The sequence below is a fragment of the Azoarcus taiwanensis genome (assembly GCF_012910885.1).
GTDB lineage: Bacteria > Pseudomonadota > Gammaproteobacteria > Burkholderiales > Rhodocyclaceae > Azoarcus_F > Azoarcus_F taiwanensis.
The window spans coordinates 1-12,834 of sequence record NZ_WTVM01000020.1 but is presented as its reverse complement, the minus strand read 5'-3'; the positions used below and the strand labels follow the sequence as shown (position 1 = coordinate 12,834).

Here is a 12,834-nt window from a genome sequence, read left to right as displayed (position 1 = left end):
GGCGTGCCTGGCCCAGACGAACAATATCATTTCATCCTACCTCTTGGCGAAGCGGGAGCATTTGACCAAAGTCATATGTATGCCGATCGCCGACTCCGGCTGGGCGCGACGCGCCGGCGACGCAGAAGCCGTTTCTGGCGAGCGATCTCGGTGATCCATAGGGCTGATGGCGCTCGGCTGAGGTATCCAACCAGCCCCCGCGGCTGCCGCGCGGTTGGGTTGGTGGGCTTGATCGCCATCAATGTCCAGCCGTGCCGGAGAGATACCCTCCCAGAGCCGACCCGACACTTCCGTGACAGGATTCCAGAATGAATTTTCCAGCCTTTTTTCATCATGTACCCCACTTGCGGGTGCGCGATCCCCTGGCCGAATTCCTCGGCTCTGCCGAGCAGGGCATTCTCGACTACGGCTACGAGGATGCGGTGAAGCTCGCCGGCCATTCCTGCCCCACGGTCGCTTCGGCTTACGCTCTGGGCTGTCATGCGCTGACCGCCTTGTATCCGGGCGAGTTGCCGGAGCGTGGCGGCGTACGCATCGACTTTGCGCAGCCGCTGGAGGAGGGGGTCACCGGGGTGACTGCCGCTGTCCTTGGCCTGCTTAGTGGCGCTGCCCAGTCAGGTGGTTTCAAGGGCTTGGCAGGACGGTTCGTGCGGCGCGATCTGCAGCATTTCGGCGCCGAGCAGCGGCTCGCACTGCGCTTCACCCGGCTGGATAACGGCGCCGCAGTGGATGGGCAGGCCGATCTTTCGCTGGTCCCGGCGGCCCCCGAGGTGCCCGTGTTGATCGGGCGCTGTATCCGTGGCGAAGCGGATGCGGCCGAGCGCGAGTTGTTCGGCCGGCTCTGGCAGCAGCGAGTCGAGCGCATCCTCCTCGAGCACTGGGACGACGAAGCCGTGTTTCGCGTGTCGCCTGTGACTTGAACGGCATTCAGCTCGCCGAGACCTTCGTTCGTGACGCCTGAAGGCCGGCGCGGTCGCGTTCAGCGCAGCGATGCGTTGAGTGCGTCGAGCGCCTTGCTGCCGGGACACAGGTAGGCGTCGCCGAGCTGGTTGAGGGGCTTCTCGACCGTGTTCAGGTGGCGGTGCATGTCCTCCGCACTGTTGTCCACATACAACAACCCGGTGACGATCTCGCCCAGCGCGTGGCGCTCCTGGAGATGATTGATCGCGCCAATGTGATCGGTCGGATCGTAGTCTTCGCCGAGCTTTCGCAAATGCAGGATGGATCCGTCATGCTGCACGATGCGTCGGAGTGAGCCGGGCGGATACGAGGTCTCGATGCGGTCACGCGGCAGAATCACCTCGACCCGGTTGACCGCCTCGTTATGCTCGCGCACATAGTCGTAGCTCTTGGTCGAGCCTGCGTGGTTGTTGAACGTCACGCACGGGCTGATGATGTCGATGAACGCAGGGCCATTGTGGCGAAGCGCGCCCTTGATCAGCGGCACGAGCTGCTCCTTGTCGCCCGAGAAACTGCGGGCGACGTAGCTTGCCCCAAGCTGCAGCGCGAGGGCGGCGAGGTCGATCGGATTGTCGCTATTCACCACGCCGCGTTTGCTCTTCGAGCCCTTGTCCGCGGTGGCCGAGAATTGGCCCTTGGTAAGACCATAGACGCCGTTGTTCTCGACGATGTAGGTCATGTTTACGCCACGCCGCATTGCGTGCGCGAACTGGCCGATACCGATCGAAGCCGAGTCGCCGTCGCCGGATACGCCAAGGTAGATCAGGTTGCGGTTGGCCAGTGCGGCACCGGTCAGCACCGACGGCATGCGCCCGTGCACACTGTTGAAACCGTGCGAGTTGCCGAGAAAATAGTCCGGAGTCTTGCTCGAACAGCCGATGCCCGAGAGCTTGGCGACGCGGTGAGGTTCGATGTCCAGATCGAAACAGGCCTGAACGATTGCGGCGCTGATCGAATCGTGCCCGCATCCGGCGCACAAGGTCGAGATCGCGCCCTCGTAGTCGCGGCGGGTATAGCCAAGGGCATTACGGGGCGCAGTTGCGGCAAGAAGCCGGGGCTTTGCGAGATAGGTCATGGCGCCACCTTGCGAACGGGTTGACCGATGGGGCTGACCTTGCGGTCGGTCACGGCCTCGGCGATATGGGTCGCGATGAAACGTGCGGTAATTGGCGATCCGTCGTAGTGCAGCACGCGCACCAGGCGCTTCGGGTCGATCTCGCCCTCGTTGATCAGCAGCGAACGAAGCTGTGCGCTTTCATTCTGCTCGACGACGAAGACGAAGTCGTGGTCGGCGATGAACTGCATGACTTCGTCGCCAAACGGGAATGCGCGCACACGCAGCGAGTCGATGTGGATGTCCTCGCGCTCGAGCATGGCCAGGGCTTCGGCCATTGCCGGACCCGTCGAACCGTAGTGGATTGCGCCGATACGGGTAGGACGCGTTGCCGGACGGGCCACCGCCCCTGGCACGAGATCCTTAGCGGTGGCGAACTTGCGGCGCAGTCGTTCCATGTTGTAGATGTAGTCGGCGCCGGTTTCGCTGTATTTGGCGTAGGCATTGCGCGTCGTACCCCGCGTGAAATAGGCGCCCTTGGTAGGATGTGTGCCCGGGATCGTGCGATAGGGAATGCCGTCGCCATCGACGTCGAGATAGCGGCCGAAGTTCTTGCCGGCTTCGAGGTCTTCATGGCTCATCAGTTTGCCGCGGTCGTAGCGGCGCTCGTCGTCCCAGTCGAACGGCGCGCACAGGCGTTCGTTCATGCCGATGTCTAGGTCGAGCAATACGAACACCGGTGTTTGCAGACGTTCGGCCAGATCGAAGGCCTGGGCGCCGAGCGCGAAGCACTCGTAGGGGTCTTCCGGAAACAGCAGCACATGGCGGGTGTCGCCGTGCGAGGCATAGGCGCAGGCGAGCAGGTCGGACTGCTGTGTACGCGTGGGCATGCCGGTCGACGGGCTGCCACGCTGGACGTCGAAAACCACAGCCGGCACCTCTGCGAAATAGGCGAGACCGAAAAACTCCTGCATCAGTGAGATGCCGGGGCCGGACGTCGCCGTGAACGCCCGCGCGCCGTTCCAGCCGGCGCCGATCACCATGCCGATCGACGCGAGCTCGTCCTCGGCCTGCATGATGGCGTAGCGGGCCATACCGTTGTCCGGGTCGGTGCGGTACTTGCGGCAATAGGCGGTGAAGGCCTCGATGACGGATGTGGATGGCGTGATCGGATACCAGGCGGCGACTGTGGCTCCGCCATACACCGCGCCGAGTCCGCAGGCACTGTTGCCGTCGATGAAAATGCGGTTGCCGACCTTGTCGGCCGCTTCGATACGCAGCCCGAGCGGACAGTCCAGGTGGCTGGTCGCATAGTCGTGGCCGATGCGCAGGGCGTTGATGTTGGCCTGGATGAGTTTGTCCTTGCCACGATAGCGGTCGGCGACGAGTCTTTCGGCCACCGCGAAGTCCATGTCGAGCAACGCGATCAGCGCGCCGACGTACATCATGTTCTTGAAGAGTTGGCGCTCGCGGGCGTCGGAGTATTCCCGGTTGCACAGGGCGGTGAGCGGGATCCCCAGCACCGTGATGTCGTCGCGGAATTTCGAACGCGGCATCGGTTTGGTGGAGTCGTACAGCAGGTAGCCTCCTGCGTCCAAGCCCGCGAGATCGCGATCCCAGGTCTGTGGATTCATCGCGACCATCATGTCGCAGCCGCCACGGCAGCCCAGCCAGCCTTCGCCGCTGACGCGCACCTCGTACCACGTCGGCAGCCCCTGGATGTTCGACGGGAAGATGTTGCGCGGCGTGACCGGAACGCCCATGCGGATGATCGCACGGGCGAACAATTCGTTTGCCGACGCCGAGCCCGAGCCGTTGACGTTGGCGAACTTGATGACGAAGTCGTTGCTGCGATGGATGGGTGTCGGCTGTGCACTCATGTTCTGGGCGCCTCCGCCCCGGCGAGGGCAGTGTTCAACAGGAATTTCTGCATGTCCCATGCGCCGGTCGGGCAGCGCTCAGCACACATGCCGCAGTGTAGGCAGACGTTCTCGTCCTTCACCATGATGCGGTGGGTCTTGAGCCCGTCGGCGACATAGAGTGCCTGGTCGGTGTTCCGCGCCGGGACTTTGAGCCGCTCACGAAGGTCCGGCTCGTCGGCGTCCGCGGTGAAGTTGATGCATTCAACCGGGCAGATGTCGACACAGGCATCGCACTCGATACACAGCTTCGGGGTGAATACGGTCTGCACGTCGCAATTGAGGCAGCGCTCGGCTTCGGCACAGGCGAGCCGCACATCGAAGCCCAGTTCGACTTCCACTCGTATGTCGGCCAGGGTGTCCTCAAGTGCTTTCAGGGGCACTTTCTTGCGTGCTTCCTCGGAAATCTGGTTGTCGTAGCTCCACTCGTGGATGCCCATCTTCTGGCTGGCGAGTTCGACCGTTGGCGGTGGGCGCCGGTCCAGGGGGCGCGCGCGACAGAAGCGGTCGATCGAGATCGCCGCCTCGTGGCCTTGTGCCACGGCGGTGATGATGTTCTTCGGGCCGAACGCGGCGTCGCCCCCGAAGAACACGCGCGGCAGCGTGGATTGCAGTGTGACCGGATCGAGTACCGGCAGCCCCCATTCATCGAAATCCAGTCCGAGGTCGCGCTCGATCCACGGGAACGCGTTCTCCTGGCCGATCGCAACCAGAACGTCATCACATTCCATGACGATATCCGGTTCGCCGGTCGGCACCAGCTTCCGCCGACCCCGCTCATCGTATTCGGCGCGCACCTGCTCGAAGCGCACACCGGTCAGCCGCCCGTTGTCGTGAAGAAACGCCGTGTGCATCAGGTAGTTGTGGATCGGAATGCCCTCGTGCAGAGCATCTTCCTTCTCCCAGGGTGAGGCCTTCATCTCGTCGAAGCCGCTGCGCACAACGACGCGGACATCCTCGCCGCCGAGCCTGCGTGCCGAACGGCAACAGTCCATCGCGGTGTTTCCGCCCCCGAGCACGATGACCCGCTTGCCAATATGCTCGACATGGCCAAACGCGACGTTGGCCAGCCATTCGATGCCGATGTGGATGTGGGCCGCCGCCTCCTTGCGTCCTGGCAGCTCCGCATCGCGTCCGCGCGGCGCGCCGGTGCCGACGAACACCGCATCCCAGCCCTCGGTAAGCAGACTACCCAGGCTGGCGATCCGGTGGTTCTGGTGGATCGCCACGTCGAGTCGGGCGATGTGCCCGCATTCCTCGTCGATGACGCTGTCCGGCAGACGGAATTTCGGGATCTGGCTGCGCATCATTCCGCCCGCGCGCGCGCCGTCGTCGAACACGCTGACCTCATAGCCGAGCAGTGCGAGATCCCGTGCCACCGTGAGAGAGGCTGGTCCGGCGCCGACACAGGCGATGCGCTTGCCGTTCTTCTGTGTCGGTGCGACCGGCAATCGGTCGGAGATGTCTTCCTTGAAGTCGGCCGCGACGCGTTTCAGTCGACAGATCGCGACCGGCGCTTCGTCAACCCGTCCGCGTCTGCATGCCGGCTCGCAAGGGCGGTCGCACACTCGTCCGAGAATGCCGGGGAAGACATTCGAGCGCCAGTTGATCATGTACGCTTCGGCAAAGTGGCCGGATGCGATCTGGCGGATGTACTCCGGGACCGGAGTGTGGGCGGGACACGCCCACTGGCAATCCACGACCTTGTGAAAGTAGTCGGGCGCTTTTGTATCGGTGGGCTTCAATGAATCCCTCCCTGGCGTATGGGTTGGCGCAGTCTTCCAATGCCTTGGCGGAAGTCTAACATTGGCAGCGCCCGCGTGAACGACCATACTGATATCAGGATTATTGTCTGGCTCCGCCGCTCCACCGAGGCTACGCTCTTCCTTTTTCGAGGCTTGCGACTTAATGACATTGCGCGCCCTGATCTTCGACGTCGATGGCACGCTGGCCAACACCGAGCGTGATGGTCATCGTCCGGCTTTCAATGCCGCCTTCGAGGAGGTGGGATTGCCCTGGCACTGGGACGAGGATTTTTACGGTGAGCTACTCGAAATCGCAGGTGGTCGCGAGCGCATTCGCCATTACGCCGAGCGCTTCGATCCCGCAACCTTCGCTCGCCCGGACTTCGAGCAGTTGCTGCAGCGGATCCACAAGATCAAGACCGATCACTACCAGCGGATGCTCGAAAGCGGGGCGATTCTCTTGCGTGCGGACCTCGGGCAGCTCATTTGCGAAGCCCGCACCGAGGGGTTGCGCGTCGCGATCGCCTCGAGTTCGCGTCATCAGAACGTGGTCGGCCTGCTCAAGTCGAATCTGGGGCCGGAAGCGGACAGCTGGTTCGATTTCATCGCCTCGGGAGATCTGGTGCCGCGCAAGAAACCCGCGCCGGATGTCTATCTCTGGACACTCAAGGAGTTGCAACTGCCGGCGCAGGACTGCCTCGCAATCGAGGATTCCGCACATGGCCTGGCGGCCAGCCTCGCCGCCGGTATTCCGACGATCGTGACGCTCAGTGACTACAAGACCGATGAAGCCTTCGATGGCGCGAGAATGGTCCTCCAGCCGGACCAGGGCTTGTCACTGGAAGCGTTGCGGATGTGGCACGCGACCGCACTGGAGTAGTCGAATTGTTATCGAGTGGGCGATGTCTCCGATGAACGGCTTTCGCGCCATGTCGTAACCGGGTACCACCCGCCCCCTTGCCATGCCCTTCACACTGTTCCCCGAGGCACACACAGCCTCGGTGTTCAGACAAGGAGGAGACGATGAGCAAGAAGATTCTGATGATCTGCGGTGATTACTGCGAAGACTACGAAACGATGGTGCCTTTTCAGGCCTTGCAGGCAGTCGGTCACGAAGTGCATGCGGTGTGCCCGGGCAAGCGCGCTGGCGAGACGATCGCCACCGCCATCCACGATTTCGAGGGAGATCAAACCTATTCCGAGAAGCGGGGCCACAACTTCACGTTGAATGCGTCTTTTGCGGATGTGCGAGCGGAGCAGTACGACGCACTCGTGATTCCAGGCGGCCGTGGCCCTGAGTACCTGCGCATGAATGATCAGGTAGTGGACCTGGTGCGTCATTTTTTCGTGACCGACAAACCGGTAGCGGCGATTTGTCACGGCGCCCAGTTGTTGGCGGGAGCCCGGGTGCTGGAGGGCAAGCGCTGCTCGGCCTATCCTGCCTGTCGCGCCGAGGTCGAACTCGCCGGAGGTACCTATGCAGACATTCCCGTCGACCAGGCAGTGACCGATGGGAACCTCGTCAGCGCCCCTGCCTGGCCGGCCCATCCTGCGTGGATTGCGCAGTTTCTCTCAGTGCTTGGCACGCGGATCAACCATTGAGGTTGCGCTCGTGCTGCCCGATTGCGGTATCGCGCGACCGGGCAGCGCATTCTGGGGTCGCCTAGAATACGAGTACGAAACGCGACCCAACCGAGACGAGGTCAGTCATGTGCCAGATCTTCACCACCGCCGATCCGGAGCTGTATGCCTCTCGCGCCCGGTCGATCCGCCTGCGCGGTGTGGCCACCAGCCTCCGGCTGGAGAACATCTATTGGCAGGCGCTGGAGGAGATCGGTGCGCGTGACGGCCTGAGCGTGCCTCAGCTGGTCACCCGGCTGCACGACGAACTCGATGAAGCCGGCGCGCTGGGTGATCGGGCGAACTTCACCTCCTTCTTGCGGGTTACTTGCACCCGTTACCTGCAACTCCAGCTGACTGGTCTCATCCCGACGGATCTGGACACCCCGATCCGGTCGCTCGACGCCGAAACCGTGTTGAGGGGTGAGCACGACCGAGTACGGCGCTGGCCCTCGCGGCCTCCTTCTGCGCCACGTTCGCACTGACCCGGCCCTCAACGCGCAGTTGATTCCGAGGCAAAGACCCGGCTGAAACCGGCGATCTTTCCTTCTTGCCGGTGTCCTGGACGGTCACCTGTCCAAGCTTTCTGTACAAGCTGATACTTGGCGGCTCGACTGCTGGCTCTAAGATAGTGAGCAATTACTCACTTTAGAGCGGTCAGGAGATCCGATGGCCAACAGCAGATACCTGTCCGCTGAGGAGCGGCGGGCGGTGACGGTCGACACCGTCGTCGCACTCGCGGCCGAGGAAAACCCGAGCGAAATCACCACCGCAGCGATTGCAGCGCGGATGAAGGTCACCCAGGGTGCCCTGTTTCGGCACTTCCCAAGCAAGGATGCCATCTGGCAGACCGTCATGGAGTGGGTTTCCGAGCGTCTGCTGGCACGTACCGAGCGCGCCGCGCGGGATGCCGCATCACCGCTTGCGGCGCTCGAGGCCATGTTCTTTGCCCACATCGATTTCATAGCCCGGCATCCCGGGGTGCCGAGGATGATGTTCGGCGAGTTGCAGCGTGGTGCCGATACTCCGGCGCGCAAACTCGCTCGCACGCTGATCGCAAGGTATGCCGCGAGACTCGAGACAGTGCTGGAGGCCGGCAAGGCGCAAGGCGAGATCGCCACCGAGATAGATTCCGCAGCCGCCGCCGTACTGTTCATCGGCACGATTCAGGGGCTCGTCATGCAGGCCCTGATCTCGGGAGATATGGCAGCGATGCGCGACAGAACGCCGGCCGTCTTCGCAATCTATCGGCGCGGCTTGCTGCCTCGCTGAGCTTCCCTCCGGCGCCGCCGGATCAACCACATCTATCCACGGAACCAGATCATGAAACCGAAACGCTACCACCCCCTTCTCGTTGCCCTTCACTGGCTGATGGTGCCGTTGATCATGCTGGCGCTCATCATGGGTGGCAACGTGCTGGTCGACATCCCCAACAGCGATCCGGCAAAGATCGATGCGCTGCGCGGGCACATGCTTTTCGGGCTGAGCATTCTTGCCTTGATGCTCGTGCGACTCGTGACGCGTCTGACGACCAGCCACCCCGCGCCGGCGCGCACCGGCAAGACACTCGCAGACCGTTTGTCGCAACCGGCTCACTGGTTGCTGTACGCGTTCGTTCTGATCATGGCCCTCAGTGGCGTCGCCACGTCGATGATGAGTGGTCTCGGCGAGATCGTGTTCTTCGGTTCGTCGGCGCCGCTGCCCGCCACTTTCGAGGGGCTCGCTCCGCGCGCGGTGCACGGTCTGGTGGCCAAGGGTCTGATGCTGCTCATCGTGGTGCATGTGCTTGCAGCGCTGTACCACCAGTTCGTGGTCAAGGATCGACTGCTCTCGCGCATGTGGTTCGGCCAGCGTTGAGTGAAGTCTGACAGGCCCATGGACGGACTTACGCGATGAACTGGAAAAAAGCGCTCTGGTTGCTGCCTCCTCTGATGCTTGGTGTCGCGGCGTTGGTCGTCGCGCCCAGACTGCAGCAGGCGCCGCATCGCATCGAACCGGTTGAGCGCGCCGTGCCGGTGCGCACGCTTGTGATCGAGCCGATGACGGTGCGTCCGTCTGAAGTGGGTTTCGGAGCGGTCAAACCGGTGCGGACCTGGGAAGCCGTGGCCGAAGTGCCGGGTCAGGTTGTCTGGGTGGCTGACGCCCTGAAGAATGGTCATACCGTGTCTGCCGGTGATGCGTTGCTGCGTATCGATGACAGTCAGTATCGGCTCGCTATCGCGCAGATCGACGCACAGGTGGCAGTTTCCGAAACCCAGGAGCGGGCGACCCGTGCGAGTCTGTCGATCGCCGAGCGCGATCATGCGCTGCTGCGCGACGACCTCAAGCGCAAACGCGATCTGGCAGCACGCGGCACCACGACTCAGACTGCGGTCGAGGCGGCCGAGCGGCAACTCATCGGCGCCGAGATCCAGTTGCAGAATCTGCGCAATACGCTGGCGCTGAATCTCGTCGAGCGCGAGGGTTTGAGTGTGCAGCGAGCCATTGCCACGCTGGACCTGGATCGTACGGAGGTTGTGGCACCGTTCGACGCACGGATCACCGAGGTCCGGATCAGCGAGGCGCAGTACGCAAACCGTGGCCAGTTGCTGTTCAGCGCGGATGGGCTCGACGCAGTGGAGGTCGAGGCGCGCTTCCCAATCGGAATGCTTCGGCCGCTGATGAGCGCGGTGTCCCCGGGCGCACTTCCCGACCCCGCGCGCGCCCTGCGCGAGCTCGAGGCCCGGGTGACCTTGCGCACCGCGACCCACGCGGTGGTCTGGCCGGCCCGGATCGACCGTAGCAGCGGCAGCGTCGACCCACAGACGCAGACCATGGGCGTGGTGGCCGTCGTCGATGATGCAGCGGCTGCGGCCCGACCCACCGAGCGCCCAAGCCTGTTTCGTAACACCTTCGTCGAGGTGGAGCTGGTCGCCCCTGCGCTGGAAGGAAAAGTCGTGATCCCGGTGTCGGTCGTGCGCAGCGGCCAGGTCATGGTTGTCGATGCCGACGAGCGCCTGGCCTTCCGTGATGTGGGGCTTGCCTTCAGTTCGGGCAGCTATGCGGTGGTATCCAAGGGGCTGGAGCCTGGCGATCGCGTGGTGGTGTCCGATCTGCAATCGCCGATCCAGGGCATGTTGCTTGCGCCCAGGGACGACCCGCAAATCCGTGCGCAACTGCTCGAGGCCGCAGGCGCATGATCCGCTACTTCGCCAACCATCCCACCGCAGCCAATCTGCTGATGGTCGCCATCGCGGTGCTCGGTCTCGCTGCCGCACCCAATCTTCAGCGCGACAGCTTTCCCGAACTGGCGACGACCGAGGTCGAGGTGCGCATCGCCTACCCAGGGGCCACGCCGGAAGACGTCGAGGATGCGGTGTGTCAGCGTGTCGAGGACGCGCTCGATGTCGTCAGCGGTTTGCGCGAGTTGCGCTGCGATGCCCGCGAGAATGTCGCGATCGCGACCGCCGAGATGCGTGAGGGCGAAGACATCGACGCGTTCTTCAACGACGTCAAGTCACAGGTCGAAGCCATTACCGGATTCCCCGAACGCGTCGAGCGCCCGTCGGTGACCAAACTCGAGCGAACCCGCCACGTCGCCAGCATCGCACTGACCGCCGACATGCGTGACGAGGACCTCAAAGCCTATGCCGAAGCGGTCAAGACACGGTTGAAGTCCGATGCCCGGATCGCGCAAGTGCGAATCCAGGGTTTCTCCGATCAGAACATCGTCGTCGAAGTGCCGGCAGCGGCCCTGCATCGCCATCAGCTCGGCGTCACCGACGTGCAGGCGGCGATCGAGCGGGCCAGTCTAGACCTTCCCGCCGGTACGATGAGCACGCCCGGCGGCGAACTCATCGTACGCTTCAAGGATCAGCGACGGACGCCGACCGAGTTCGCCGATGTGGTTGTGGTGTCGAGCCGAACGGGCGGGCATGTGCGCCTGGGCGACATTGCGAGCCTTGGCACCGAGTTCGATCAGGCCGAACAGGCGGTCTACTTCAATGGCAGGCGTGCCGCGCTGCTCGAGATCTCGAAGACACGCGACCAGGACAGCCTGCGCGTGATGGACGCGATAGTCGAGTTGCTCGAAAGGGAGCGGGCGATCGCGCCTCGCGGCGTGCAACTCGAGATCAGTGCGGACTCCACCAGCAACATCCGCGAGCGTTTGCGCATTCTGGTGAGTAACGGCGGGCAGGGGTTGGCGCTGGTGCTGCTCACGATGTGGGCGTTCTTTTCGCTGCGTTTCTCCTTCTGGGTCGCGCTCGGTCTGCCGGTTTCGTTTCTCGGCGCCATCTTCGCGATGCAATGGCTAGGCTACTCGCTGAACATGATGACGATGGTGGCCTTGCTGGTCGCCATCGGTATTCTGATGGATGACGCGATAGTCATCTCGGAGAACATCGCCGCCCATATCCGACGCGGCAAGAGTGCGGCCCAGGCCGCGGTGGACGGTACGCTGCAGGTCATGCCGGGGGTGTTGTCGTCTTTCCTGACGACGGCGGCGATCATCGGGCCGCTGGTGCTGCTGAGCGGCAAGATGGGGGAGATCCTCAAGTACTTGCCGGCGGTGTTGCTGGTCACGCTGGTGGTCAGTCTGGTCGAAGCGTTTCTGGTCTTGCCGGCTCACCTCCGCCATGCGCTGGCCAAACGCGACATCACGCGGCAGGGCGGTTTCCAGGCGTGGTTCGACGCACGATTCACGGCCTTTCGCGACCGCATCTTCATCGGCAGCCTGCGTCGCGCGATCAGGCAGCCGTATCTGGTGATCGCTACGCTGGTTGCGGTGCTGTTGATGTCGGTCGCGACCTTGCCGGCCGGCTGGCTCAAGTTTCAGGCGTTTCCGGATCTCGAAAGCGATGTCATCGAGGCGCGCATCCTGCTGCCGCAAGGCACGCCGCTTGTGCGCACGCAGGAGGTTGTTGCCGACGTTGTGGCCGCGCTTGAAGCACTCGATACGTCGTTCACACCCCGCCAACCCGAGGGCCAGGCGCTGGTTCAGAACGTGACGGTGCGCTACAACACCCACGCCGACGCCTACGAGAGCGGTCCGCATCTGGCCACCGTCGCCGCCGATTTGTTGCCGGCCGGCACCCGTGACGGCACGCTGCTCGAGATGCTCGCCTACTGGAAGCAGGCAGCGGGCGAGCATCCGGATGTGTTGTCGCTGAAGTTCACCGACCGTGAGCGCGGGGTGGCCGGGCGGGATATCGATCTACGTCTGCAGGGCGCCGATCTCGACCGGCTGAAATCGGCGTCGCTCGAGTTGCAGGCTTATCTGCGGGGCTTCGACGGCGTGCGTGACCTGTCGGATGACCTTCGCCCCGGCAAGCCGGAAGTGCGCATACGTCTCAAGGAAACCGCCGGAGTGTTCGGGCTGAACGGCTCGATGGTGGCCAATGAGGTCAGGGCCGCGCTGCGCGGCAGCACCGCTCTGGAAGTCGTCGGCAGCAGCGAGACCTACGATGTCGTCGTGCGTCTGGCCGGTCAGGATCTGGCCGCGATCGATGATCTGCACAATCTGCGCATCCGTACTGCAGACGGGCAGCGGGTGCCG

At 63.5% G+C, this 12,834-nt stretch carries 11 protein-coding genes; 8 read left to right on the top strand and 3 right to left on the bottom strand.

What is annotated here, in order from left to right:
* Positions 1-308: 308 nt before the first annotated feature.
* Positions 309-920 (top strand): hypothetical protein, encoded by a 612-nt coding sequence (locus GPA21_RS05090; protein ID WP_168987135.1) that lies wholly within the window; start codon positions 309-311, stop codon positions 918-920.
* A gap of 59 nt (positions 921-979) precedes the next feature.
* Here the strand turns inward: GPA21_RS05090 and GPA21_RS05085 are convergent, their stop codons facing one another.
* From GPA21_RS05085 to GPA21_RS05075, 3 genes are read right to left on the bottom strand one after another with little or no spacing between them, the layout of a single operon-like run.
* Positions 980-2,035 carry a 2-oxoacid:ferredoxin oxidoreductase subunit beta gene (locus tag GPA21_RS05085; RefSeq protein ID WP_168987134.1) on the bottom strand — a complete coding sequence of 352 codons (1,056 nt, stop codon included), beginning with the start codon at positions 2,033-2,035 and terminating at the stop codon, positions 980-982.
* Entirely contained in the window at positions 2,032-3,894 is a 1,863-nt protein-coding gene (locus tag GPA21_RS05080) for a 2-oxoacid:acceptor oxidoreductase subunit alpha (RefSeq protein WP_168987133.1), read from the bottom strand. The genes GPA21_RS05085 and GPA21_RS05080 overlap by 4 nt, the downstream gene beginning before the upstream one ends.
* Positions 3,891-5,678, bottom strand: coding sequence for an FAD-dependent oxidoreductase (locus GPA21_RS05075; RefSeq protein WP_168987132.1), 1,788 nt, complete (start codon positions 5,676-5,678; stop codon positions 3,891-3,893). Before GPA21_RS05075 ends, GPA21_RS05080 begins: the two co-directional genes overlap by 4 nt.
* A gap of 163 nt (positions 5,679-5,841) precedes the next feature.
* On the opposite strand from GPA21_RS05075, the gene GPA21_RS05070 reads away from it, so the two are divergent.
* The 7 genes from GPA21_RS05070 to GPA21_RS05040 all read left to right on the top strand — a co-directional run.
* Positions 5,842-6,558, top strand: coding sequence for an HAD-IA family hydrolase (locus tag GPA21_RS05070; RefSeq protein ID WP_168987131.1), 717 nt, complete (start codon positions 5,842-5,844; stop codon positions 6,556-6,558).
* Between the two features lie 143 nt (positions 6,559-6,701).
* Positions 6,702-7,280 (top strand): DJ-1/PfpI family protein, encoded by a 579-nt coding sequence (locus GPA21_RS05065; RefSeq protein ID WP_168987130.1) that lies wholly within the window; start codon positions 6,702-6,704, stop codon positions 7,278-7,280.
* Positions 7,281-7,387: 107 nt separating this feature from the next.
* A complete protein-coding gene (locus GPA21_RS05060; RefSeq protein WP_168987129.1) occupies positions 7,388-7,783 on the top strand; it encodes a ribbon-helix-helix domain-containing protein in 396 nt (131 codons plus the stop codon).
* A gap of 184 nt (positions 7,784-7,967) precedes the next feature.
* Complete coding sequence (locus GPA21_RS05055; RefSeq protein ID WP_168987128.1) at positions 7,968-8,570, top strand: TetR/AcrR family transcriptional regulator; 603 nt, start codon at positions 7,968-7,970, stop codon at positions 8,568-8,570.
* Positions 8,571-8,621: 51 nt separating this feature from the next.
* Complete coding sequence (locus GPA21_RS05050) at positions 8,622-9,155, top strand: cytochrome b (RefSeq protein ID WP_168987127.1); 534 nt, start codon at positions 8,622-8,624, stop codon at positions 9,153-9,155.
* A gap of 35 nt (positions 9,156-9,190) precedes the next feature.
* On the top strand, positions 9,191-10,477 hold the full coding sequence (locus GPA21_RS05045; RefSeq protein WP_168987126.1) for an efflux RND transporter periplasmic adaptor subunit: 1,287 nt from the start codon (positions 9,191-9,193) through the stop codon (positions 10,475-10,477).
* A partial coding sequence (locus tag GPA21_RS05040) for an efflux RND transporter permease subunit (protein WP_168987125.1) occupies positions 10,474-12,834 on the top strand: 2,361 nt, incomplete at its 3' end. The genes GPA21_RS05045 and GPA21_RS05040, both read left to right, overlap by 4 nt.